The 23860-nt window shown below is 71.6% G+C and carries 26 protein-coding genes; 4 read left to right on the top strand and 22 right to left on the bottom strand.

The genetic code is table 11. The features are described from left to right. Positions 1–35: 35 nt before the first annotated feature. On the top strand, positions 36–512 hold the full coding sequence (locus tag WFK95_RS03005; protein ID WP_336669842.1) for an NUDIX hydrolase: 477 nt from the start codon (positions 36–38) through the stop codon (positions 510–512). 1 nt (position 513) lies between these two features. Here the strand turns inward: WFK95_RS03005 and WFK95_RS03000 are convergent, their stop codons facing one another. Next, entirely contained in the window at positions 514–2241 is a 1728-nt protein-coding gene (locus WFK95_RS03000; protein ID WP_336669841.1) for a GMC family oxidoreductase, read from the bottom strand. A 133-nt stretch (positions 2242–2374) separates the two neighbouring features. On the opposite strand from WFK95_RS03000, the gene WFK95_RS02995 reads away from it, so the two are divergent. Next, positions 2375–2956 carry a TetR/AcrR family transcriptional regulator gene (locus WFK95_RS02995; protein WP_336669840.1) on the top strand — a complete coding sequence of 194 codons (582 nt, stop codon included), beginning with the start codon at positions 2375–2377 and terminating at the stop codon, positions 2954–2956. 3 nt (positions 2957–2959) lie between these two features. On the opposite strand, the gene WFK95_RS02990 is transcribed toward WFK95_RS02995, so the two are convergent. From WFK95_RS02990 to WFK95_RS02960, 7 genes are all read right to left on the bottom strand, one after another. Then, positions 2960–3457, bottom strand: coding sequence for a DUF3093 family protein (locus WFK95_RS02990; protein WP_224651922.1), 498 nt, complete (start codon positions 3455–3457; stop codon positions 2960–2962). Continuing rightward, positions 3454–4059 carry a hypothetical protein gene (locus WFK95_RS02985; RefSeq protein WP_336669839.1) on the bottom strand — a complete coding sequence of 202 codons (606 nt, stop codon included), beginning with the start codon at positions 4057–4059 and terminating at the stop codon, positions 3454–3456. Before WFK95_RS02985 ends, WFK95_RS02990 begins: the two co-directional genes overlap by 4 nt. Then, a complete protein-coding gene (hemB, locus tag WFK95_RS02980; RefSeq protein ID WP_336669838.1) occupies positions 4035–5027 on the bottom strand; it encodes a porphobilinogen synthase in 993 nt (330 codons plus the stop codon). Before hemB ends, WFK95_RS02985 begins: the two co-directional genes overlap by 25 nt. A 21-nt stretch (positions 5028–5048) precedes the next feature. Beyond that, entirely contained in the window at positions 5049–6761 is a 1713-nt protein-coding gene (locus WFK95_RS02975) for a bifunctional uroporphyrinogen-III C-methyltransferase/uroporphyrinogen-III synthase (protein ID WP_336669837.1), read from the bottom strand. Positions 6762–6787: 26 nt separating this feature from the next. Further along, entirely contained in the window at positions 6788–7729 is a 942-nt protein-coding gene (gene hemC, locus WFK95_RS02970) for a hydroxymethylbilane synthase (protein WP_224651915.1), read from the bottom strand. After that, positions 7722–9059, bottom strand: coding sequence for a glutamyl-tRNA reductase (locus WFK95_RS02965; protein WP_336669836.1), 1338 nt, complete (start codon positions 9057–9059; stop codon positions 7722–7724). The genes hemC and WFK95_RS02965 overlap by 8 nt, the downstream gene beginning before the upstream one ends. A 207-nt stretch (positions 9060–9266) precedes the next feature. Then, complete coding sequence (locus WFK95_RS02960; protein ID WP_336669835.1) at positions 9267–9524, bottom strand: glutaredoxin family protein; 258 nt, start codon at positions 9522–9524, stop codon at positions 9267–9269. A gap of 61 nt (positions 9525–9585) precedes the next feature. On the opposite strand from WFK95_RS02960, the gene WFK95_RS02955 reads away from it, so the two are divergent. Then, positions 9586–10500: an HAD family hydrolase gene (locus tag WFK95_RS02955; RefSeq protein ID WP_336669834.1), complete on the top strand. Its 915-nt coding sequence runs from the start codon at positions 9586–9588 to the stop codon at positions 10498–10500. 108 nt (positions 10501–10608) lie between these two features. Here WFK95_RS02955 and WFK95_RS02950 read toward each other — a convergent pair whose 3' ends face one another. The 10 genes from WFK95_RS02950 to WFK95_RS02905 form a co-directional block, all read right to left on the bottom strand. After that, complete coding sequence (locus WFK95_RS02950) at positions 10609–11532, bottom strand: hypothetical protein (protein ID WP_336669833.1); 924 nt, start codon at positions 11530–11532, stop codon at positions 10609–10611. Between the two features lie 187 nt (positions 11533–11719). Continuing rightward, positions 11720–12787, bottom strand: coding sequence for a lysophospholipid acyltransferase family protein (locus WFK95_RS02945; RefSeq protein WP_336669832.1), 1068 nt, complete (start codon positions 12785–12787; stop codon positions 11720–11722). 4 nt (positions 12788–12791) lie between these two features. Further along, positions 12792–13874, bottom strand: coding sequence for an NAD-dependent epimerase/dehydratase family protein (locus WFK95_RS02940; RefSeq protein ID WP_224651910.1), 1083 nt, complete (start codon positions 13872–13874; stop codon positions 12792–12794). A gap of 75 nt (positions 13875–13949) precedes the next feature. Further along, positions 13950–14051, bottom strand: coding sequence for a 30S ribosomal protein bS22 (locus WFK95_RS02935; protein WP_003402602.1), 102 nt, complete (start codon positions 14049–14051; stop codon positions 13950–13952). 163 nt (positions 14052–14214) lie between these two features. Then, a complete protein-coding gene (locus WFK95_RS02930) occupies positions 14215–14460 on the bottom strand; it encodes a helix-turn-helix domain-containing protein (RefSeq protein WP_068523814.1) in 246 nt (81 codons plus the stop codon). Positions 14461–14588: 128 nt separating this feature from the next. After that, positions 14589–15398, bottom strand: coding sequence for a pyrroline-5-carboxylate reductase (gene proC / locus WFK95_RS02925; RefSeq protein WP_224651909.1), 810 nt, complete (start codon positions 15396–15398; stop codon positions 14589–14591). Between the two features lie 23 nt (positions 15399–15421). Next, positions 15422–16261, bottom strand: a complete 840-nt coding sequence (locus WFK95_RS02920) for a thioesterase family protein (protein WP_336669831.1) — start codon at positions 16259–16261, stop codon at positions 15422–15424. Positions 16262–16304: 43 nt separating this feature from the next. Continuing rightward, positions 16305–17156 (bottom strand): sugar phosphate isomerase/epimerase family protein, encoded by an 852-nt coding sequence (locus tag WFK95_RS02915; protein WP_224646034.1) that lies wholly within the window; start codon positions 17154–17156, stop codon positions 16305–16307. 14 nt (positions 17157–17170) lie between these two features. Beyond that, positions 17171–18463, bottom strand: a complete 1293-nt coding sequence (locus WFK95_RS02910; RefSeq protein WP_336669830.1) for a hypothetical protein — start codon at positions 18461–18463, stop codon at positions 17171–17173. Between the two features lie 161 nt (positions 18464–18624). After that, on the bottom strand, positions 18625–19584 hold the full coding sequence (locus WFK95_RS02905; RefSeq protein WP_224646032.1) for a Ppx/GppA phosphatase family protein: 960 nt from the start codon (positions 19582–19584) through the stop codon (positions 18625–18627). A gap of 48 nt (positions 19585–19632) precedes the next feature. Here WFK95_RS02905 and WFK95_RS02900 point away from each other — a divergent pair, with 48 nt between their 5' ends. After that, positions 19633–20448 carry a hypothetical protein gene (locus tag WFK95_RS02900; RefSeq protein WP_224646042.1) on the top strand — a complete coding sequence of 272 codons (816 nt, stop codon included), beginning with the start codon at positions 19633–19635 and terminating at the stop codon, positions 20446–20448. On the opposite strand, the gene WFK95_RS02895 is transcribed toward WFK95_RS02900, so the two are convergent. From WFK95_RS02895 to WFK95_RS02880, 4 genes are all read right to left on the bottom strand, one after another. Further along, entirely contained in the window at positions 20445–21131 is a 687-nt protein-coding gene (locus WFK95_RS02895) for a sterol desaturase family protein (protein WP_336669829.1), read from the bottom strand. The two genes, WFK95_RS02900 and WFK95_RS02895, sit on opposite strands and share 4 nt — an antisense overlap. Beyond that, positions 21128–21853: a FadR/GntR family transcriptional regulator gene (locus WFK95_RS02890; RefSeq protein WP_224646030.1), complete on the bottom strand. Its 726-nt coding sequence runs from the start codon at positions 21851–21853 to the stop codon at positions 21128–21130. The genes WFK95_RS02895 and WFK95_RS02890 overlap by 4 nt, the downstream gene beginning before the upstream one ends. A gap of 90 nt (positions 21854–21943) precedes the next feature. Further along, positions 21944–22633: a response regulator transcription factor gene (locus WFK95_RS02885; protein WP_224646029.1), complete on the bottom strand. Its 690-nt coding sequence runs from the start codon at positions 22631–22633 to the stop codon at positions 21944–21946. After that, entirely contained in the window at positions 22630–23826 is a 1197-nt protein-coding gene (locus WFK95_RS02880; RefSeq protein ID WP_336669828.1) for a sensor histidine kinase, read from the bottom strand. Before WFK95_RS02880 ends, WFK95_RS02885 begins: the two co-directional genes overlap by 4 nt. Positions 23827–23860 lie beyond the last annotated feature (34 nt).

Below are 23860 nucleotides of genomic sequence, written 5' to 3'. Positions count from 1 at the left end.
GGCGCCTCCTGGATCGGGTACGTACCCTCACAAGCATGCCCATCCCCGAGTACGTGCGCAGCATCCGCGAGAAGATCGGCACTGACCTGCTCTGGCTGCCCGGCGTCGCCGCGGTGGTCGTCAACGGGTCCGGCGAGGTGCTGCTGGGCCGCCGCGCCGACACCGGCGAGTGGGCCTCGATCGCGGGAATCCTCGAGCCCGGTGAGCAGCCCGCCGAGGCGATCATCCGCGAGATCCGCGAGGAGGCCGGCGTCGACGCCGAGGTGCTGGACCTGCTCGCGGTCCGCACCGACGAGCCGGTCCGCTACCCGAACGGCGATGTGGCGCAGTACCTCACGCTGCTGTTCCTGTGCCGCTACGTCGCCGGCGAGGCGCACGTCGCCGACGACGAGTCGCTCGAGATCGCGTGGTTCCACCCCGACGCGCTGCCGTCGATGTCGGTGCGGCAGACCGAGCGGGTGCGCCGCGGCCTCGCCGCCCTGCGCGGCGACACTCGCCCGGCCTGGCAGTGACTCAGACGACGTACAGCGGGAGGCGGAGGGCGCCGGGAGCGGTGGCGGGCACGACCGGGTGCCGCGGCGCGACCGGCGCGATGCGGCGGTAGGGCACGCCCTGCGGGGCGCGCTGATCGGCCTCGCCCTTGTTCGGCCACAGCGCCGCGGCCCGCTCGGCCTGCGCGGTGATCGTCAGCGACGGGTTCACGCCGAGGTTCGCGGACACCGCGGAACCGTCGACCACGCTGAGCGTCGGGTAGCCGTGGACGCGGTGATAGGCGTCGATGACGCCGGTGGACGGGTCCGCCCCGATCGCGCAGCCGCCCAGGAAGTGCGCGGTCATGGGGATGTTGAAGACCTCGCCCCAGGTGCCCGCAGGCGCGCCGCCGATCTTGTCGGCGATGCGCCTGGTCGCCTCGTTGCCCAGCGGGATCCAGGTGGGGTTCGGCTCGCCGTGGCCCTGCCGCGACGACATCTTCCGGCCGAACAGGCCGCGCTTGGTGAACGTGGTGATCGAGTTGTCGAGGTTCTGCATGACCAGCGCGATGATGGTCCGCTCGCTCCAGCCGCCCACGAGCAGCACGCGGAGGAAGGCCAGCGGATGCCGCACGACGGTGCCGAGGAACTTCAGCCAGCGCGGAACGCGGCCGCCACCGTCGGTCATCAGCGTCTGCAGCATGCCCATCGCGTTGGAGCCCTTGCCGTAGCGCACCGGTTCGACGTGGGTGTCGCTGCTCGGGTGGAAGGAGCTGGTGATCGCGACGCCGCGGGTGAGGTCGAGCTCCTTGTCGACGGTCATCCGGACCGCGGAGAGGATGGACTCGGAGTTGGTGCGGGTGAGCACGCCGACCCGGTCGGAGAGCTCGGGCAGCGAGCCCTTGTCGCGCAGCCGGTGCAGGAGCTGCTGCGTGCCCCACGTGCCGGCGGCGAAGACCACGTGCCGCGCGGTGTAGGTGCGGCGGCGCTTGCGGACCTTCGCGCCGGAGCGGACCGTCGTGACCGCCCAGCTACCGTCGACCAGCCGGGTCACGTCGGTCACCGTCGTCAGCGGGTGCACCTCCGCTCCCGCGCGCTCGGCGAGCCCGAGGTAGTTCTTGACCAGCGTGTTCTTCGCGCCGTGGCGGCAGCCGGTCATGCATTCGCCGCACTCGATGCAGCCGGTGCGGTCGGGTCCGGCGCCGCCGAAGAAGGGGTCGGGCACCGTCTTCCCGGGCTCGCCGAAGTACACGCCGACGGGGGTCTGGATGAACGTCTCGCCCGCGCCCATGTCGTCGGCGACCTGCTTGACGATCTCGTCGGCCGGCGTCATATGCGGGTTCTGCACGACGCCCAGCATGCGGCGGCCCTGGTCGTAGTAAGGCGAGAGCTCGTCGAACCAGTCGGTGATGCCGGCCCACTGCTCGTCGGCGAAGAAGGAGGCTGGCGGCTTGTACAGCGTGTTCGCGTAGTTCAGCGAGCCGCCGCCCACGCCCGCCCCGGCCAGGATCAGGCAGTCGCGCAGCATGTGGATGCGCTGGATGCCGTACAGGCCGAGCGCCGGCATCCAGACGAATTTGCGGAGGTCCCAGCTGGTCTTCGCGAAGTCCTGGTCGGCGAATCGCCGACCGGCCTCGAGGACGCCCACGCGGTAGCCCTTCTCGGTGAGGCGGAGGGCGGTGACGGACCCGCCGAAGCCGGATCCGATCACCAGGACGTCGTAATCGGTACCGGACTTCGACGGCTTCTGCGGTGCGGCTGAGCTGGACATGGCGTCTCCTTCGGTCCTCCTCGACGGGGCGGTCGCCGAGGTGACATGAATCACTGTCATGTTCCATTTGATTACACTTATGCCGGTTCTGTCAACCATGCGGACAATCGTCGGCAACATGTACGCTGGGTGCATGAGCGCTCCCGCGAGCTTCCAGACCGAGGTCAAGCAGCTGCTGCGCGACCGCGCGCTCGATGCGGCCCGCGCGCTGGTCGTCGACCAGGGCTGGGACGCCGTGAACATGTCGCTCATCGCCAAGCGCGTGGGCGTGAGCCGCACCGCGCTGTACAAGGAGCTCGGCGCCAAACAGGACCTGGCCACGGCGCTGGTCCAGCGCGATGCGGACCGTTACCTCGACGCGGTGACGGCCGCGATCACGACCGCCGAGACGACCGTCGCGGGCCTCGGCGCGGGGGCCCGGGCCGCGCTCGTGCACGGAGCCGACAACACACTGCTCAAGTCGATCCTGGCCGGCGTCCCCGGCGCGGGCGCGGAGCTGCTGCCGCTGCTCACCACCGACCCGGAGCCGGTGCTCGGGCGGGCCATCGGCGCGGTGCGCGCGGCGCTCGACGCCCGGCCGGACGGTGCCGCCGTCGACGATGCGACGGTCGAGGTGTTCGTGCGGCTCACCGTGAGCCACCTGCTGGCGCCGCGCGGCACCGTCGACGAGGCGGCGGCGCAGATCGAGCGCACGGCCGCCGCCCTCATCGGCTGAGGATCAGCTCCCGGACCGGGCGGCGAGCAGCGGCTCGAGGGCCGCGCGCAGCGCGTAGTCGTTGCGCGCCCACGCCTGGACGGTCGAGCCGTCGGCGAGCTGGATGCCCATGCCGTAGCGGCGCCGCGGCACGGTGCTCAGCCGCCCCATGGCGCGCGCCGAGGACCACGCCGGGAAGTCCTCCGGCTTGGCCTTGCGCGGGTGGTCGGGGGACTTCCCCGGCAGGATCCGCGCGATGTCGGCGACGGGGATCGTCTCCTCGCCGCAGCGCAGTTCCTCGGGGGTGATCGCCATCGAGACGTGGGTGCGCCCCGCGGTCACCTGCAGCCACACGAAGCCCTGCGTGGCGAGGCCCAGCAGCAGCCAGATCCACCACTCCGAGGTGCGGCCGGCGAGCAGCCACTGGGTGAGGATCATCGCCACCGTCGCCAGGGGCACGATCAGCAGCCAGACGCGCGACAGCCCCCGCTCGGCGTAGAGCGGGGACGCGGGCGCGGTCACCGGCGGGCCGCCGTGGAGCCCGGCTTGAAGTACTCGAGCGCGTCGCGGCTGTTGGCCGCGATCATGGCCCCCACCACGGCGATCGCCGCGAGGATGGCCGGGACGGCGACCGCGCCGTTCCCGGAGAAGAACGCGAGCACGCCCTGCACCAGGACGAACGCGGCGACGAACTGGAGCACGAGCCGCGCCCAGCTCTGCCCGCGCCACAGGAAGTAGACCAGGCCTGCCGCCACGGCGACGCCGACGACCACCATGACGATGGCGAGCACGAAGGTCGTGGTGTCGTACTGCTCGAAGGTCTTGTACTGCTCGCGGGAGGTGCGGGCGATGATGCCGTCGCCCTCGCGCATCCGGTCGAACTGCTCGCGCAGCTCGTCGGAGCCGCGGGTCGAGATCGCCTGCGCGACGCGGGAGATCGCCGAGGCGATGATGACGAAGATCCACAGCTGCACGGAGAGCTTCACGTCGTCGGGCCGGGGGCCGCGCTGGGGCTTCGGGACGGGCGGCGGCGCCGGCCACGTGGGCGGCTGCGGGCCGGGGCCGGGCCAGACGGGGCCCTGGTGGTGGAACTGTCCGGTCACCACTGCCCCCGGTTCAGCCATCCCGCGGCCTCGGTGGCCCAGTAGGTCAGCACGATGTCGGCGCCGGCGCGGCGGATCGACAGCAGCGACTCGCGGATCGCGGCGTCGCGGTCGATCCAGCCGTTCTGGGCGGCGGCGGTGATCATCGCGTACTCACCCGAGATCTGGTACGCCCCCACGGGAACCGGCGACGCGGCGGCCACGTCGGCGAGCACGTCGAGGTAGCTCATGGCGGGCTTGACCATCACGATGTCGGCCCCCTCGGCGAGGTCCAGCTCGAGCTCGCGCAGCGCCTCGCGACGGTTCGCCGAATCCTGCTGGTACGTCCGCCGATCGCCCTGAAGCGACGAGCCGACGGCCTCGCGGAACGGGCCGTAGAACGGCGACGCGTACTTCGCGGTGTACGCGAACAACGAGACGTCCTGGTGCACAGCGGCATCCAGCGCGGAACGCAGCACCCCGATCTGGCCGTCCATCATCCCCGACGGTCCCAGCATGTGCGCCCCGGCGTCGGCCTGCGCGACGCCCATGAGGGCGTACCGCTCCAGGGTGGCGTCGTTGTCGACGCGCCCGGCACCGTCGAGCACGCCGCAGTGCCCGTGCGAGGTGAACTCGTCCAGGCACGTGTCGGCCATGATCACGATGTCGTCGCCCAGGTCGTCCCGCAGGGCACGCAGGCCGCGGTTGAGCACCCCGTCGGGGTTCCACGAGGCGCTGCCCTCGGCGTCCTTGTCGGCGTCGTCGGGGACGCCGAACAGCATGATCCCGCCGACGCCCTCGCGGACGGCCTCCTCGGCCGCGGCGCGCAGCGAATCGGGCGTGTGCTGGACGACGCCCGGCATCGACGAGATCGGCAGCGGCGCGTCGATCCCGTCGCGCACGAACATCGGCAGCACGAGCTGCCGCGGCTCCACCGACACCTCGGCGACGAGCCGCCGGACGGCGGGCGTGGTGCGCAGCCGGCGGGGCCGCACGTGGGGAAAGGTCATGCCTCCCAGCCTACGTAAGCGTCAGGACCGCGAGCGGCGCGGCTTCTTCCGCGGCGGCGGCAGGGCGCCCTCCGCGCGGAGCCGGGACGCGTGCGCCGCCAGGGCCTCGACGAGGTCCTCCACCGACGCGGTCTCCGGCTGCACGTCCACCCGCAGGCCGAACTCGATCGCGGTCTCGGCCGTCTTCGGGCCGATGCACGCGACGATGGTGCGGGCGTGCGGCTTGCCGGCGATGCCGACCAGGTTGCGCACCGTCGAGCTGGAGGTGAAGCAGACCGCGTCGAAGTCGCCGGACTTGATCATCTCGCGGGTCGAGGCGGGCGGCGGCGCGGCGCGCACCGTGCGGTACGCGGTCACGTCGTCGATCTCCCAGCCCCGGTCGCGCAGGCCCTCGGCGAGGGTCTCGGTGGCGATGTCGGCGCGCGGCAGCAGGACCCGGTTGACCGGGTCGAAGACGTCGTCGAAGGGCGGGAAGACCTCGAGCATGCCCAGGCTGGACTGCTCGCCCGTCGGGATCAGCTCGGGCTCGATGCCGAAGGCGCGGACCTTGGCGGCCGTCTGCTCGCCGACGCAGGCGATCTTCACGCCGGAGAAGGCGCGGGCGTCCAGGCCGAACTCGATGAACTTCTCCCACACGGCGCGCACGGCGTTCGTCGAGGTGAAGACCACCCACTGGTAGCGGCCGTCGACGAGGCCCTTGACCGCGCGCTCCATCTGCGCGGGGCTGCGCGGCGGCTCGACGGCGATGGTCGGGACCTCCATCGGGATGGATCCGTGGGCGCGCAGCCGGTTCGACATCTCGGCGGCCTGGTCCTTGGTGCGGGGCACGAGCACGGTCCAGCCGTACAGCGCGCGCGACTCCCACCAGGAGAGCTTGTTCCGCTGGCCCACGACCTTGCCGACGGTGACCACGAGCGGGCCGGGCAGGCCCGCGCCGGCCTCGTTCAGCGTGGCGAGGGTGGCCTCGACGGTCTTCTGCTTGCAGGTGGAGCCCTGCGCGGTGACGGCGACCGGGGTCTGCGGCGCGAGGCCGTTCTCGACCAGCGCGGAGGCGGTGTCGGCGAGGTGCTCGGCGGTCGCGCTCAGCACCAGGGGCGACGGGGCCGCGGCCAGCGCCGCCCAGTCGACCTCACCGCGCACGTCGGCCTCGGTGTGCGCCGAGCCCAGCGCCATGCCGGCGTAGGTGGGGACGGCCGTCGCGGGCGCGAGGCCCGGGACGATCTCGAAGGCGATCTGGGTGCGGGCGACGGCGTTGACCTCGGCCAGCACCGCGTCCGAGGACAGCGGGTCGCCGGCGACGAGGCGCACGACGTCCTCGCCGTGGCGGGCCTGCGCCAGCAGGGTCTTGGCGACCTCGGCGGGCTCGCCCAGTGCGGGCACGACGGTGGCGGGGTTGCGCACGGCGGGCTCGCCCTTGCGGCCCTTCGCGGCGGCCGTGTCGGCGGCGTCGTCACCGGTCTCGACGGGCTCGGCCGGCAGCGCGGTGCCCACCATGTCGAGCACGGTCTGCGGAACGTCGGGGTCGGTGTAGACCGTCCGGGCGCCCGCGATACTCTGCTCTGCACGCAGGGTCAGCAGTCCCGGATCGCCCGGGCCGGATCCCACGAAGGTGATGCGGCCCGGTGCCACCGCCCGGCCCCGGGCGGGCTTGTTCGTCTTCGCGGCGACGCGGGTGGACACCGTGTCGGTGTCGGCTGCCGTGTCGGCCTTCGCGGACTGTGCAGTGCGGCTCATGTATCGGCTCCCAGTAGTTGCGGGTGCTACGCGAGCAGGTCGCGTGCGCCCAGGTCGAGCAGCTCCCGTGCCAGCGCGATGCCCAGCGCGCCGGCTTCGCCCACCGGACCGACCACAGAGGCGCGGACCGAGTCGGAGCCGTCCGCTGCGAGCGCGATGCCACGCAGCGACAGCTCCTCGAAGATCCGACCGTCGTCGTCGAGGGACTCGACGACTTCCGCGATCGCACCGACGGGCGCGGTACACCCGGCCTCCAACTCGGCGAGGAGGGCACGCTCGGCGGTGACCGCCGCACGCGTGACCGGATCGTCCAGGCCGGAGAGCACGGAATGCAGTTCCGCATCGTCGCGTCGGCACTCCACCGCGAGTGCGCCCTGAGCAGGCGCCGGCAGCATCTGCACCGGATCCAGCGCCTCCGTCACCTCGTTGTGGCGACCGATCCGCTTGAGTCCGGCGAGGGCGACCACGATCGCGTCGAGTTCGCCGTCCGCTACTTTGCGTAACCGAGAGTCAAGGTTGCCTCGTAGGGGGCGGATTTCCAAACCCAGACCCAGTGCGGTAAGCTGGCTGGCTCGTCGCGGGCTGGAGGTACCGATCACGGACCCCGCCGGCAGCTCCCCCAGCACCAGGCCGTCGCGCGCCACGAGGGCGTCGCGCGAGTCCTCACGGGGCGGCACGGCGGGCATCGAGAGCCGGTCGTCGGGCGCGGTCGGCAGGTCCTTGTAGGAGTGCACGGCCACGTCGACCTCGCGGTTCGCGAGCGCGTCGCGCAGCGCGGAGGTGAAGACGCCGACGCCGATCTTCTCGACCGGCTCGGAGCTCAGGTCGCCCGGCGTCTGCACGATGACGAGCTCGGCGGGATGCCCGGCGGCGATCAGGGCGTCGCGCACGGTGCCGGCCTGCGTGGTCGCCAGCAGCGAGCCGCGCGTGCCGATGCGAATGGGCTGCGGAACGGTGGGGTCAGACACTTCGGTCGTCGGATCCTTCGGTCGCGGAGACGGCGCCCGTGGCGCCCGGCTTGAGTTCGAAGAGCTCGCGCAGCGCCTCCGCGTAGGAGTCGCCGCCCGGGGTGGCGGCCAGTTGCTTGACGCGCACCGTCGGGGCGTGCAGGAGCTTGTCGACGACGCGGCGCACCGTCTGCGCCACCTCGTCACGGTCCGTGCCCTCCAGGCTCGGGAGGCGCGAATCCAGCCGCAGCAGTTCGGCTTCCACCACCTCGGCGGCGCGCCGGCGCAGGGCCGTCACCGTCGGGGTGACCTCGGCCGAGCGCTGCGCGGAGAGGTACTCGGCGAGCTCGTCGGAGACGATGCCGCGGGCCTTCTCGGCGTCCTCCTCCGCGGCCTGCGTGCCCGGCTCGCGGGAGAGGGCGTCGATGTCGATGACGGCCACGCCCGGCAGCCCGGCGACGGCCGGGTCGACGTCCCGGGGCAGGCCGAGGTCGCACACCACGAGATCGGTGTCGACGGTGCGCTGCGCCAGCGCCGAGTGCACGTCGGCGAGGCTCACGACGCTGCCGACGGCGCCGGTGCAGGCGATGAGCACGTCGGCGTCGGCGAGGGCGACGACGAGGTCGTCCATGCCCACACCGCGGGCTGCGGTCACGCCACCGTCGAGGGCCGCCTGCGCGAGGCGATCAGCCTTGTCCGGGGTGCGGTTGGCGACGGTCACGTCGACGGCGCCGGCGCGGGCCAGGTGGGCGACGCCGAGGCCGCCCATGGCGCCCGCGCCCACGACGACGGCGCGCCGCAGCGAGCCGCCCTGCGCGCCGAGGATGGCCTGCGCGCGGTCGAGGGCGACGGAGACGACGGAAGCGCCGGCCTTGTCGATGCCGGTGTCGGTGTGCACGCGCTTGCCGACGTGCAGGGCGCGCTGCGCGAGATCGTGGACCACGCGGCCGGCGACCTGGTGCTCGTCGGAGGCGGCGTAGGCGCCGCGGATCTGGCCGAGGATCTGCTGTTCGCCGACGACCATCGAGTCGAGGCCGCTCGCGACGGAGAAGAGGTGCTGGACGGCGGCCTCGGAGTAGCGCACGAAGGCGTGCTTGCTGAGCTCGTTGATGGTGAGGCCGGATCGGGCGCTCAGGACGTCGGAGACGGCTTCCAGGGCGGGGTGGAAGGCCTCGACGACGGCGTAGATCTCGACGCGATTGCAGGTGGTGACGACCATGACCTCGTCGATGTGGGGCGACTCCATGAGCTGCGCCAACACCTTGGGACGATCGGTCTCGGTGATCGCCAGTTTCTCGAGGACCGACACCGGCGCGCTGCGGTGCGACGCGCCGAACAGCAGAACCGACACCCTCGCTGCTCCTTCGAAGATCTTGACGGGTGAACTACAGTCCGTAGTTTCCCGTTAAGGCACGGTACCCCGCATCCCCTGAAATGGGAAAACGCGCACAGCCTCACCTCACCCGTGCAGGTGACGGCAGGTCACCCGCGAGGGTCGTTCAGCCCAGGATATCCGCCCGCAGCTGCGGAATGTCCGCTTCGAGCAGCCGCGGACCACTCAGGGGCCGAGTTCCGCGCGCAGCCCTGCGGCGTCCACGTCCCAATAGCTGTGCATGGCGCCGTCGAGCAGGACCACCGGCAGCATGTCGCCGTACTCGCCGCGGTACTCGGTGTTGCCGGGCGCGTCGACGTCCAGTTGCCGGTAGTCGACGGGGCGGTCGGCGGCGCGGAGTTCGACGACGAGCGCGGTGAGCTCGTCGTGGGCGCGGGCGCACATCCCGCATCCCTCCCTGGTGAGCAGCGTGATCACGGACATGTGCCGAGTGTCCCACCCCGAGCGCGGCGCGCGCCGCTAAGGTTGAGGGGAGATCACGCACGTGGATCACGCGAGTGGGGAGGTGCCCTTGTCCGACCAGGCCAGCGCCGACGAACAACGGCAGAGCGCGGCGGGCGAGGCGAGCGCCGACGCCGCCCATTCGCTGCTGCTCGAGAAGGAGGGCCGCGAGGACGGCCAGGTGCCGCCGGACCTCACCGCGGCCGCCTTCTTCGACGTCGACAACACGATGGTGCAGGGCGCCTCGATCGTGCACTTCGCCCGCGGCCTCGCCGCGCGCAACTACTTCTCCTACTCCGACCTGGCCTCGGCCGTGTGGGCGCAGGCCAAGTTCCGGCTCACGGGCAAGGAGAACAGCGAGGACGTCGCCGCCGGGCGCGAGAAGGCGCTGTCCTTCATCGCCGGCCGCTCCACCGAGGAGCTCAAGGCCGTCGGCGAGGAGATCTACGACGAGATCATCGCCGACAAGATCTGGCCCGGCACCCGCGCGCTGGCGCAGATGCACCTCGACGCCGGCCAGCAGGTGTGGCTGGTGACGGCCACCCCCGTCGAGCTCGCGCAGACCATCGCCGACCGGCTCGGCCTCACCGGCGCCCTCGGCACCGTCGCGGAGTCGCAGGACGGGGTGTTCACCGGCAAGCTCGTCGGCGACATCCTGCACGGCCTGGGCAAGGCGCACGCCGTCCGGTCGCTGGCGATCCGCGAGGGCCTGAATCTCAAGCGCTGCACCGCCTACAGCGACTCCCACAACGACGTGCCGATGCTCTCCCTGGTGGGCACCGCCGTCGCCATCAACCCCGACTCCGACCTGCGCGACGTCGCGCGGGTGCGGGGCTGGGAGATCCGCGACTACCGCACCGGCCGCAAGGCCGCCAAGATCGGCGTCCCCACCGCCATCGGTGTGGGCGTCGCCGTCGGCGGCGCCGCCGCGCTGATCAAGCACTTCAGCGACGACTGATCCCTCGAGTTCGACGGTGCCTCCCCTGGCCGTCGACCTCCGCACCGGGGCGGACCGCGGTCCACAGTTCGGTTCTGCTTCTTCATAGCGTTGCAACGTTATGAAGAGTCAGGACCGATAGCGGGAGGCTCCGTCGAGCAGCAGACCGAAGGGCCCGAGTGCATCGTGCAGCTTGTTCCGGAGGCGGTCCGGCTCCTTGCAGGCATCCCAGTCCCAATGCGTCGGGTACAACTTCCGGCCCATCAGCAGAGTGTCGCGCTGGATCCGCTCCTCCGACGTGAAGCCCTTCTTCTGCTTCCCCTTGCCGTCGAACTCGCCGACCACGCGCTCCGCCCACAGGAAATCGACGCGCGCCTCGAGAGCACCCGCCTCGTTGAAGAACTCCCGCTGCAACTCGGGGCGTGGGATCTCGGGCCACTTGAGCATCAGCGCGCGACTGCGGGACTCGCCGACCGACTCCGACAGCGGCGACGCCTCCTCCACCGCTGCGAGCAGATTCGCCATACCTCGCCGTCGACCGAGCCTGCCGATCGCCGCCTGCAGTTCGTCCCTAGTGACGCCCATCCGCAGGGCCGCGTCCAGCGCGCACACCGCACGCACGAAGTCGCCCGCCAGCGCGAGATCGAGCGCCGTCCGCGCGATCGACGTGACCGTCACCCCGTCGACCACGACGACGTCCTCCGCGTCGAGTCGCCGGACATGCAGTCTGCGCCGCCCCCGCTTCGTTCCACCTCGCACACCATCGCACGTGAAATCGACTGTCTGCCAATCGGAATTGAGAATCATCATTCCGAGAACCACAGCCGCGGCCGCATGGCTCAGCACCACCGACTCCCCTGACCGCTGCGCCGCGGCCAGCGCGCTGATCCGCAGTTCCTCCCAGGGCGGCAACCTCGCACCCAGGTGATAGGAACCACGCCATACCCGAGTCATCTGGTTCTTCTGTCGCCACGCGCGGATCTGCCGATCCGTCGCACCCACGACGAGCAACTCGTCGCGATGCCGGAACTCGACCGGCTTGTCCTCCGTCATGTACACCCCCGTCGGCGCCCCCACGCCGTTCGATGCATTCTCGCTCACGCACGGGATTCCCGTCGCCGTTCGCGACGTCACGCCCTCCCGCTATCGGTCCTGCTTCTTCATAACGTTGCAACGTTATGAAGAAGCAGAATCGATCTGTGGACCGCGGTCCGCGCCGGGAGGGGCGGCACCGTCGGACCTAGAAGTCCTGGAAGATGTTCTTCCGGCGCGCGAGGATGCGGTAGAGCGACTGCTGGATGGTCTCGCGAACGTTGTCGGTGAGCTCGAAGACCACCATGGGATCGTCGGCGTCGGCCTCGGTGAAGCGGTCCGTGGCGATGGGCTCGCCGAACTCGATGTGCCACTTCGACGGCAGCGGCACCATGCCCAGCGGGCCGAGCCACGGGAACAGCGGCGTGATCGGCGCGTAGGGCAGGCCGAGCAGCCGCGCGACGGGCTTGACGTCGGCGAGCATCGGGTACGTCTCCTCGGCACCCACGATGGACACCGGGATGATCGGGACCTGCGCGCGGATCGCGGCGGTCACGAAGCCGCCGCGGCCGAAGCGCTGCAGCTTGTACCGGTCGCGGTAGAGCTTGCCGATTCCCTTGAAGCCCTCGGGCCACACGGCGACGAGCTCGCCGCGGGTGAGCAGCGCCTCGGCGTCCGCGTTGCAGGCGACGGTGGCGCCCATCTTGCGGGCGACCTCGCCGATGACCGGGTACTCGAAGGCCAGGTCGGCGGCGAGCAGGCGCAGGTGCCGCTGGTCGGGGTGGTTGTCGTGCACCGCGACGGCCGACATCAGCCCGTCGAGCGGGATCACGCCTGAGTGGTTCGCCACGAGCAGGGCGCCGCCCTCGCGGGGCAGGTTGTCGGCGCCGGTGGTGTCCACGCGGAACCACTTGTCGTAGACGGGCCGCAGCGCCGGCAGGAAGAGCGCGTCGGTCAGGTGCGGATCGAAGCCGAAGGGATCGATGTCGTAGTCGCCGGTGAGCCGCTCACGGACGAAGGCGGCACCGTCGACCACCGATTCCGCGGCGCGCTCGCGCCAGCCCGGCCCGGGCTCGCCCGGCTGCGCGGCGGCGATGTAGTCGGGGTTGAGGGCGTGCACCGTGGCCTCGCGACGCGGCGCCGACGGTGCCGGGGTGCCGGTGAGCGCGGACGGGTGCCGCTGCTGCGCGCGCTCGCGCCCCTCGGTGCGAGCGGTGTCGATGGACACGGGCAGCTGCAGCACCTTCGCGTGCTGTGAGCCTGAAGCGTTGGTCATGTGTCTACCGTCCAGCCGTGCCGTACTCGGAGTCGATTCCCGCGAACCGTCGTGCCAGCGAGGCGACCCGCTGCTCGACGCTCAGAAAAGAATCCACACCGATTGTAGGTTCTGTGCGCCCGTGGCGTGCGGCGTCTTCCATCGCCTGCCGCGTGGTGAAGCGCGGCTCGAAGCCGAGTTCCCTGCGCATGCGCGTCGTGTCGAAGGCGTTGCCGAAGCTGAGGTAGGCGAGCTGCACCTTGTCCGTGTGGCCGCGGCCGCGGCCCCGGATCGCGGCGACGGCGGGCCCGAAGGCGGGCTTGACCACCGGCAGCGGGACCCGGCCGGACAGCCTGATGGCCTGCGACATGGAGATCGCACCGTCGCCGGCGATGTTGTACGTGCCCGGCTTCCCGGCCACCACGGCGTGCTCCAGCGCGCCCAGGGCGTCGTCCTGATGCAGCAGCTGCAGACGGGCGTCGCGGCCGATGATCGACGGCACGAGGGGCCGCTCGAAGAGCGAGCCGAGCAGGGTCTCGATGTTGGGTCCGAGGATGGGCGCGAGGCGCAGCACCGTGAGGTCGATGTCCGTGCGGCGGCGGGCCATACTGCGGGCGTAGGCCTCGGCGTCGAGCAGGTCGCGCGGGTGGCCGCTGGCCGCGGCGCCGCCGACCAGGTCCTCGGTGATCAGCGCGGGGTTGCGCGACCGGGAGCCGTAGACCTGCGTCGCCGAGCGCATGATCACGCGCTTGACCGTCTCCGACTTCTGGCACGCGGCGAAGACCCGCATGGAGCCGAAGACGATCGCGTCCTTGGTGGACCCGGACGGGAAGTGGTTGTCGGTGACCGAGGTGGAGCAGTGCACCACCGTGTCGACCTCGTTGGTCGCCATGATCTTGCCGAAGATGTGGCTGCGGTAGTCGACGCGGATGAACTCCGCGGGCTCCATCCGCCGGTGCATCGCCTTGGTCGGCGGCACGGCGTCGACACCGATCACGCGCTCGATGTCGGGACGCTGCGCGAGCCGGCGCACGAGGTAGCCGCCCACGAACGTGGACGCGCCCGTCACCATGACGACGCGCGGCGCAGTGACGACCGACTCACTCATTACTGAAGGGTAACCGGAAACACGAAAGCCCGCCCAGATCCTGGGCGGGCTCTCATGAAAGTGTGACCAGAAGGCCTACTTGCCGAGCTTCCTACGCTGCACCCGAGTGCGGCGGAGCAGCTTGCGGTGCTTCTTCTTCGACATGCGCTTGCGGCGCTTCTTGATCACTGAACCCATGGGTTCCTCACGTCTCTCTATCGAATTGCCATGTTCGGTGCGCGGCGGCCGGGTACGAGTGAGCCCCCGCGTCCACGCAGCAGGCTTCTACTTTACCCGTCGCGGCGGCCCAGGCGAAATCCGCCCGTACCCGCCGCTCCTGCCGACACTCTGCGACGGGGCTTTAGCCCGCGTCGAAGAACGAGGTCTGCAGGTAGTCGTGGACGGCCTTCTCGTGGACCCGGAACGACCGGCCCACGCGCACCGCGGGGAGCTCCCCGTTGTGCACCAGGCGGTAGACCGTCATCTTCGACACCCGCATGAGGGTGGCGACCTCGGCCACCGTCAGGAACGACGAGCCGGCTGCCTGGGGAGCCTGGGCTCCGGCACCGATCTCAGCGGGCTTGGTGTTCTTGTTTGCAGACGCCATGTAATCCCTAACCTCCGGCACATGTCGCGCCGCCGGCTTCCCCTCCGGCGGACCTGACACGCACGTGCTTCGAGCAGCTTAGCGGTACCAATGGGAATAATGCGACGGGAGTGAGCTAACCGAACCTTCTAGGCGAGACGCCCGAGCTCGGCCGATCGCTCCGCGCAGGCCCGCGTCGCCGCGTAAAACGCAGGTCGGAGGCCATTTTTCTCCAGCTCGCGGATCGCGGCGGCCGTCGTACCGCCCGGAGAAGTCACCGCCGCCCGGAGCTCGACGGGCGACGTGGAAGTCTCAACCATTAGTGCACCCGCGCCCGCGATCGTGTGCGTCGCGAGGGTCGTCGCCTGGTCCCGGGTGAGCCCCAGATCCACGCCCGCGTCGATCATCGCCTCCGCCACGAGGAAGGCGTACGCGGGTCCGGAGCCGGACAGCGCGGTGAGCGCGTCGAGCTTCGCCTCGGGCACGACGAGGGTCTTCCCCACCGCCTCCATGACCTCGCGCACCAGCGTCACGTGCGCCTCCGTCGCCTCGCGGCCGCCGGAGATCCCGCTCATCGACCGGCCGACGAGCATCGCCGTGTTCGGCATGACCCGCACGACGGGGGTCCCGGCGGGAAGGGCCGCCTCGTAGACGGTCGTCGGGACACCCGCGGCCACCGAGGCCACGACGGCGCCGGGGCGCAGCGCGGAGGCCACGTCGGGCAGGATCGCGGTCACCACGTCGGGCTTGACGGCGATCACCACGAGGTCCGCCCCGTCGACCGCCTCTGCGACGGTGGTCACCGTCGACACCCCGTAGCGCTCGGTGAGCTCGCCGCCGCGGCCCGCGTGGGGCTCGGCGACCGTGAGTGCCGCGGGCGCGTGCCCGGCGGCGATGAGGCCACCCAGCAGGGCCTCGCCGATCCGCCCGCCGCCGATCAGCGCGATACGACCATCCATGTCAGTTCTCCTCTTCCGGGACGTCAGTTCTTCTCGGGCTCGGGGGTCCGGGGGCCGCGGGGCATCATCGCCAGCTGGCGGGACGTCGCGACGACGTGCCCGGACTCGTCGACCAGGACGTGGTCCTCCTCGAACCACCGCTGCCCGACGACGGGCGCGGACGCCCGGAACCGCAGCCAGCCGTTCACGGGCTCGCGCCGGACGGACGCGGTCAGCGTGATGGTCGGCGCCCAGCCGATGCCGCCGAGGTTGGCGACCACGGGCAGCGAGATGTCGGTGGCGAGCAGGGCGAACAGCCCCGAGAGCGGCTCCTCGCGCAGCCGCACCCAGCCGCGGGTCTCGGCGGGGCCGGTGCGGCCCTCGATCACCGGCAGGGTCGAGGCGTCGTAGTGCACCTCGGCGACGCGGCCGACCTTGAAGATCTTGGCGGCGGGGTGCTCGGGGTCCCAGGCCAGCGCGTCGGCGGGCGGGGTCGGCGGCATCGCGTCGATCGGGAGGGGCTCGGCGTAGCGCTCGTCGCCCTCGTCGCGCCGCGCGAGGGTCACGGCCGCCTGCACGTAGACGCGGTCGCCCTGCACGGCCTCGACGTTCACGAACGAGGTGGTGCGGCCGCGCTTGCGCACGTCGGTCCGCAGCTCGACGTGCCCCGGGTCGGGCGCGCCGAGGTACTCGGCGGAGATCACCACGGGCGTGACCTCGGGGTCTCCCCCGTCGTCGAGGTAGGCGGCCTGCGCCGCCGAGGCGATGACGGCGAGCAGCGCCCCGCCGTGCACCTTGTTGCCCACCGACCAGGTGGGATCGATGTCGGCGGTGTACCCGCCGGGGGCCTTCGCGACGGAGACGAGGTCCGCGAACAAAGCCATCTGTGCGCTCTCCTTACCGGGGTACCCGTGCGGGTACCCGACGTCAGGCTGCCGGATCGGCGCGCAGGTGCTCCCGCGCGAATTCCAGCGCCTCCGTGAGCATCGCACGGCGCTCCTCGGGGGTCTTCGCCGAGCCCGTCGCGATCTCGAGGATCACGTGCCCGTCGAAGCCGGACGCGGCGAGCCGGCGGCACACCTCGGCGGCCGGCTGGGTGCCGTGACCGGGCACGAGGTGCTCGTCGACGGCCGCGCCGAGGCCGTCCGTGAGGTGCAGGTGCCGCAGCCCGTCGCCCATCCGGTCCATCAGCTCGAGGGCGTCGACGCCCGCGGTGGCGGTGTGCGAGAGGTCCAGCGTGTAGTTCGCGTAGCCGACGTCCGTCGGGTCGATCGACGGGGCGAAGGCCGAGACCGCGGTGCCGGGGTGACCGCGTCGCTTGAGCCGCTCGACGGATTCGCCGCGGCGCCCGAAGAAGGCGTCGAGCCGCATCGGGAACATGTTCTCCACGGCGACGGCCACATCGCTGTCGTCCTCGAGCTCGCTGACGAGGTCGACGAAGTTCTCGGCGTAGCGCCGCTGCCACCGGAACGGCGGATGCACGACGACGGTGCTCGCGCCGAGGTCCTCCGCGGCCGTCACGGCGCGGCCGAGTTTCGCCATCGGATCGGGGCCCCACACGCGCTGGCTGATGAGCAGGCAGGGCGCGTGGACCGACAGCACGGGCACGTCGTAGCGCATGGACAGCCCGGCGACGTTCGCGATGTCCTGGCTGGCGCCCTCGTGCCAGACCATGAGCTCGACGCCGTCGTAGCCCGTCTCGGCGGCGTACCGAAAGGCGTCCTCGAGCTTCTCGGGATAGACCGAGGCCGTCGACAGTCCGACCGGTATCCCGCTCACGTCGCCGAGAGTACTCAGTTGGAGCCGAGCGCCATCAGCAGCGGGCCGAAGGTGATCACCAGGCCCACGAACAGGGCGAGCCCCAGGGTGAGGTAATCGGTGGTCTTGCGCAGGTAGTGCGTGAAGGTCACGATGCCGATGATCACGATGAACGCGAGCACGACGGTCAGCGCGATGGTCGGCCAGCCGCCGCCCCAGTTCCACAGCTTGAAGAAGCCGTAGAACAGGCCGGCGCCGGCCGCGAGGCCGAGCACCACCTCGGCGGCGAGCGCGGCCCAACCGCGTCCCTTGCCCGTCGCGGCGTCCTTCTCGTCGGCGTCCGCGTCGTCGTCGCCCGGCTTCGCGAGGAAGTCCGGGGTCTCCTCGGCGCGCGCGTCGTCGATCTGCTGGGCGCTGAGCGCCGCGGTGTCGGGCGCGACGGGCGCATCCAGGTCCACGTCCGGGGTCGGCACGGCGACGGGCTTCACGTCGACGGTGTCGTCGGCCTCGATCTCGGCGAACCGGGACTGGCGCTCGCGGACCTGGGCGGTGTTGAAGTCGGCGGTCGCCATGATCGGGGCCTCTGCCTGATCCCAGCGCGACCACGCGTAGTCGCGGCCGTCCTCCGCCTGGGGGGCGTCGGCCTGCGGGGCGTCGGTCTGCGCGGCATCGGCAGCCGGCGCACCGTCGGCCAGCGCGGCAGCGGGTTCCGCGGCCTGCTCGGCCACAGGCTCGGCGGCGGGCTCCTGCGGCGCCTCGGCCGCCCGGGAGCCACGGCCCCAGCGGAGCAGCCCACCGCGCCGGCCCTCGGGCTGCGCAGGCGTCTCGTCCACCGCCGGCGCCTCGGGCTCCTGCGGCGCGCTCTCCTGCGGTGCAGGAGTTTCGACGGGGCCGGGGGCGGCCACGGCGGCGGCGAGGAAGGAGGAGGTGATCGGCTCGTCGTCGTCCTGGTCGGCCTGCTCCGCCGGGGCGGCCTGGTCGGCCGGCTCGGGCGTGGCGGGCGCCGCGGGCTCGGGCTCGACGACCTCGGGGGTCACGACCTCGGGCTCGTACGCGGCCTGCTGCGCAGGAGCGGCCGGTGCGGGCTGAACCGCCTGCGCGGCGGGTGCCTCGGGCACGGCCGACACCTCGGGCTGCTCGGCCGGGGCCTCGGTGCCCGGTGCGGGCTGGTCGTCGCGGATGACGGGGATCTCACCGGTCAGCTCGGCGACGGTGATCGAGTTCTCGCCGCCGCGGTGGCGTCGGCGGCGTCCGCCCGCGGGTGCGGGTGGAGTGCCGCCCTCCCTGGCGAGCAGCTCCGCCAGCGAAATCCTTCGCTCCTCGCTCATGCACGTCACCGTCCTGTGGCTCGTCGGCCTCGTGGGCCCCGCGCGTGCCGGAAAGTTCACACCCGCCACTCACGCCCTGTGTGGTCTCAGAAGATTCTACTTGTACACCGTCGCGCAACCGTGGCGGCACACGCGGCGGTCCGTTATGTTACTTCGCGCCTTTAATGGGCTTTACCGCTGCTCTCCGGGGTGAAGCCCGCCTGGGTGTCCAGATAGCGGAGGATCACGCCCTCGCGCAGCGCCCACGGGCAGATGTCGAGCTCCTCGACCTTCATCGCCCGCATCGCGGCCTCGGCGACCAGCGCGCCGGCCACGATCTGGCCCGCGCGGTCGGAGCTCAGCCCGTCCAGCTCGCGGCGGTCGGACTCCGTCATCCGGCTGATGAAGGCGATCAGCTGGCTCAGCCCGCGCGCCGTGAGCGTGCGCTTGACGCGCGGCCCGGCGGAGGAGGGCGCCGCGCCCGTCAGGCGGGCGAGGGTGCGCATCGTCTTCGACGTGCCCGCCACCAGGTCGGGCGTGCCGACGGCCTGCAGTCGCGCGGCGGCGGGGGCGATCTCGGCGTCGAGCCAGTCGCGGAGCATGGCGACGCGGCGGCGCCCGGGCGGATCGTCGGGCAGCCACTCGCGGGTGATCCGGCCCGCGCCCAGCGGCAGCGAGAGCGCGACGTCCGGCTCCTCGTCGACGCCGTTGCTCATCTCGAGCGAGCCGCCGCCGATGTCGATGTTGAGCACGCGACCCACGCTCCAGCCGTACCAGCGGCGCACCGCCAGCGCGGTGAGGCGGGACTCGTCGGCGCCGGAGAGCACCTCGACGTCGACGCCCGTGGCCTGCTTGACGTGCGCGAGGACGGTGTCGGTGTTGCTGGCATCGCGGACCGCGGAGGTCGCGAAGGCCATCACCTCGGAGCAGCCGGAGCTGCGCGCGATCTTCGTGAACTCCTCGACGGATGCGACGAGCGCATCCTCGCCGGCCTGGCTGAGCCGACCGCTCGGCTCGATCTTCTCGGCGAGCCGCAACGTGGCCTTGGTCGAGCTCATCGGCGTCGGGTGCGCGCCCCAGTGGGCGTCGACCACGAGCAGGTGCACCGTATTGGACCCGATGTCGAGGACTCCCAATCTCACCCCGTCAATCTAGACCCGACTACGGTGGCCCCTGTGACCGACCTTCCGATGCCCGGCCTGCGGCGTCCCGTCCCGGAAGTCCCCCTGGACTTCCCGCGCGAGTGGCTGGAGTTCACCGACCCCGCGGATCCGAGCCATCTGATCGCGGCGGATCTGACCTGGCTGCTCTCGCACTGGACGTGCGTCTTCGGCACCGAGTCGTGCCACGGGATCGAGCCGGGCCGGGACACGGACGGCTGCTGCAGCCACGGGGCCTTCCTCTCCGACAACGACGACAAGAAGCGCCTGAAGAAGGCCGTCGCGAAGCTGACGGACGACGACTGGCAGTTCCGCAGCAAGGGATTGGGCAAGAAGGGCTATCTCGAGGAGGACGACCTCGACGACGAGCCCGCGCTGCGCACGCGCCGGTACGAGGGCGCGTGCATCTTCCTCAACCGGCCGGGCTTCCCTGGCGGCGAGGGCTGCGCCCTGCACGCCATGGCCCTGCGGACCGGGGTGGAGCCGCTCACCGTCAAGCCCGACGTCTGCTGGCAGCTGCCGGTCCGGCGCACTCAGGAGTGGGTCGAGCGGCCAGACGGCGAGCAGATCCTGCGCACGACGATCGGCGAGTACGACCGACGGGGTTGGGGCGCAGGCGGACTCGACCTGCAGTGGTACTGCTCCGGCTCCCCCGAGGCGCACGTCGGCGCGCAGCAGGTGTGGCAGAGCTACGCCCCCGAACTGACCGAGCTACTGGGCGAGGAGGCGTACGCCGCGCTGGCCCGCGAGTGCGAGGCGCGCCAGGGCAAGCTGGTCGCCGTGCACCCCGCCACCGCCGCGGCGACGGAGCGGCAGAACTTCGACATGAAGTACGTGGAGCTCTAGGCGATCTCGTCCAGGCCGTGCAGGTTCTTGGCGGTCGGGCTGGTGTCGACGGTGCCGGGGTCCGGATAGGTGCCCAGCACCCGGTCGGAGGTGCCCGCGGTGGTGACCGAGAACCAGTAGTGCTCGTTCTTGAAGTGGTGCAGACGGTGACTGCGCCAGACCGCCTTGTAGGCGCGGCCGCGCGGCTTGTAGTCGGTGTGGACGAGGTAGTGGGTCCACTCGTAGCCGAGCAGGAAGACCGCCTCGACCAGCATGAAGGTGAGCGTCGCGTGCACCGGGGCGCCGATCAGGGCGCCCACGCCGAGCGGCGCGGCGACACCCAGGCCGACGATCCCCCAGGGCAGCGCGCGGGTGGGGATGAACACGAGATCCACGTCGCGGGGCGCGGCGTGGTGCCGGCGATGGTCGCGCGCGAGCAGCGTGTCCACCGTGATCGGCCCGACGGTGCGCGGCCGCCAGTGCAGCACGAAGACGTGGATCACCCACTCCAGGAACGGGAACAGGGCCGCGAAGACGAGCGGCGCCCACAGGTCGGCGAGCCCTCCCCCGCCGACGGCGATGCGCGCTGCGACGGTGCCGGCCAGGAAGGCCAGGATCATCCACGGCGTGGGATGGCGCAGGAACTCGCGGCCGGCGTCGCCGAGTGAGAATCCGCGGCGGGCCGCGCGATCGGTCGTGGTCATGACTGCTCCATCCGGTCGAGGAATCCACCGAGCACGCCAGTGGCGCCGCCGAGGACGGCCAGCGCGGCCGTGCGGGCGGCGGTGGCGTCGCCGTCGAGGACGGCGGCGGTGAGCGCGCGGTAAAGATCCGCGGGCTCCGCGGCCGCGACGGCGTCGGCGAGCACGCCGAGCAGCGGCTCGTAGACGCGCCGCATGCCGTTGAAGATGAGGGTCATCGCGATCGAGTCGGCACCCCGCACGAGGTGCTCCCAATAGGCGAGGGCTGCGGCCTGCTGCTCCGCGCCGGAGCCGGCGCCCTCGATCGCGGCGAGCGCCGCGGTCAGCGGGCCGGCAAGCGCGTCGGCCGAGCGGGCGGCCGCCTTCTCGGCGATCCACGGCCCGAGGTACTCGCGGACCTCGAGGACGCTGCGGACCACGGACGGGTCGACGACGGCACCGTCGGGCGCGGCGACGAGCAGGTGCGGCAGCAGGTCCAGCCCGCCCGTGCGGGTGATGTCGTTGACGACGGCACCGTCGCCCTGCCGGACCTCGACGTGGCCCGACGTGGCGAGGCGGGCGATGGCCTCGCGGACGACGGGGCGAGAGACGCCGAGGACCTCCGCGAGCTTGCGCTCGCTGGGCAGCCGCGAGCCGACCGGCGCGGCACCACTGACCAGCTGGTTCAGCAGCTGCTCGTGCACCTCGTCGGCGGCGGACCGCTTCGTGACCGGGCTCAGTTCCATGCCGGAACCGTAGCGCCACCCGGTCCGGTGGTCAAGTGGTATTACCAGTGAATCGAAGGACCGTCGCGGAACGCGACGGTGATGCCGGGGCTAGGGCTCGAGCTTGTAGCCGAGGCCCCGGACGGTGACCAGGTGCTTCGGGTTGGCCGGGTCCGCCTCGATCTTGCTGCGCAGGCGCTTGACGTGCACGTCGAGCGTCTTGGTGTCGCCCACGTAGTCCGCGCCCCAGACGCGGTCGATGAGCTGCCCGCGAGTGAGCACGCGGCCGCTGTTGCGCAGCAGGTACTCGAGCAGGTCGAACTCCTTGAGCGGCAGGGTCACCGCGTCTCCCCCGACGGTCACGACGTGCCGCTCGACGTCCATCCGGACGGGACCGCCCTCGAGCACCCCGTCGTCGAGGCCGTCCGCGGCGGCGGTGTCGGCGCCGCGGCGCAGCACCGCGCGGATGCGGGCGATGAGCTCCCGTGCGGAGTAGGGCTTGGTGACGTAGTCGTCGGCGCCCAGCTCCAGGCCCACGACCTTGTCGATCTCGCTGTCGCGCGCGGTCACCATGATGACCGGCACGGACGAGCGGGCGCGCAGCTGCTTGCACACGTCGGTGCCGCTCATGCCGGGCAGCATCAGGTCGAGCAGGACGATGTCGGCGCCCGCGGAGTCGAAGTGCCGCAGTGCCTCGACCCCGTCGCCCACGACGGTGGTCTCGAACCCCTCCTTGCGGAGCAGGAACGCGAGAGGGTCGGCCAGCGATTCCTCGTCCTCGACGATCAGTACGTGTGTCACCGCAGTACATCCTCACTGTGGTCATCGCGCTCTGCAGGGTCCGGCCCGGACTCGACCGACGCCGGCAGCACCAGCGTGAAGGTCGAACCCATGCCCGGTTTGCTCCAGAGCCTAATGGTGCCGCCGTGGTTCGCGGCGACGTGTTTGACGATCGCGAGACCGAGTCCGGTCCCGCCCGTCATCCGGGACCGCGCCTTGTCGACGCGGAAGAAGCGCTCGAAGACGCGCTCCTGGTCTTCGGGGGCGATGCCGATGCCCCGGTCGGTGACCGCGATCTCGACCGACGCGGCACCGTCGGGCCCGGTGGCGGGCCGCAGGCGGCGGCTGATCGAGACCTGGGTGTTCTGCGGCGAGTAGGCGATCGCGTTGGAGATGAGGTTCGACAGCGCCGTCAGCAGCAGGGTGTCGTCGCCGCGGATCTCCAGGCCGGAGGGCTCGTCGACGATGAGCGAGATGTTGTTGGCCTCCGCGGAAACCTGGGCGCGGGCCACGGCTTCGCCGACCACGTCGTCGACCTCGACGCTGCCGAGGTCGGGCAGCTTCTCCGCGCCCTGCAGGCGGGAGAGCGCGATCAGCTCGTTGACCATGTTGCCCATGCGGGTGGACTCGACGAGGACGCGGGAGCCGAAGTGCCGCACCGCCTCCGGGTCATCGTCGGATTCGAGGAGCGCCTCGGCGAGCAGGCCGATCGCGCCGACGGGGGTCTTCAGCTCGTGCGAGACGTTCGCCACGAAGTCGCGCCGGGTGGCCTCCATGCGCTGATTCTCGGTGTCGTCGTCGGCGTAGACCACGGCGTACCGCTCGTCGGGTTCGGTCCCGACGATGAGGTCCACCCGGCAGCGCACCGCGATGCTCGCCCGGTCGGACCGGCGGGACACCGTCAGTTCGACGGTGCGCGGCGCCCCGGTCTCGAGCACCAGGGAGGCGGCCTGCCAGACGCGATCGTCGAGGAGTTGCTCGCGGACGAGGGAGAACTCCTCGGCGCGGGGATTGCAGGCGATGACGTCGCGGAAGCGGTCGACGACCACGAGGCCGGTGGGCGACTCGCGGATCACCGCGCGCTGCAACTCCGCGACCGTCATGCGGGTCGGACCGACGGGTTCGGCGGTGATCACCCGCTGCCGGACGCGCCGCGCGAGCCATCCGATGAGGGCGCCCGCCAGGGCGGACACCACACAGAGGGCCACAGTCACGCGGTCAGTGTACCCAGGTTCTCCGGCGATTCTT

The sequence above is a fragment of the Tsukamurella sp. USMM236 genome (assembly GCF_037148755.1).
In the GTDB taxonomy this organism is placed as follows: Bacteria; Actinomycetota; Actinomycetes; order Mycobacteriales; family Mycobacteriaceae; genus Tsukamurella.
The sequence above is the reverse complement of the archived record's forward strand: the minus strand, read 5'-3'. Positions and strand labels throughout refer to the sequence as shown.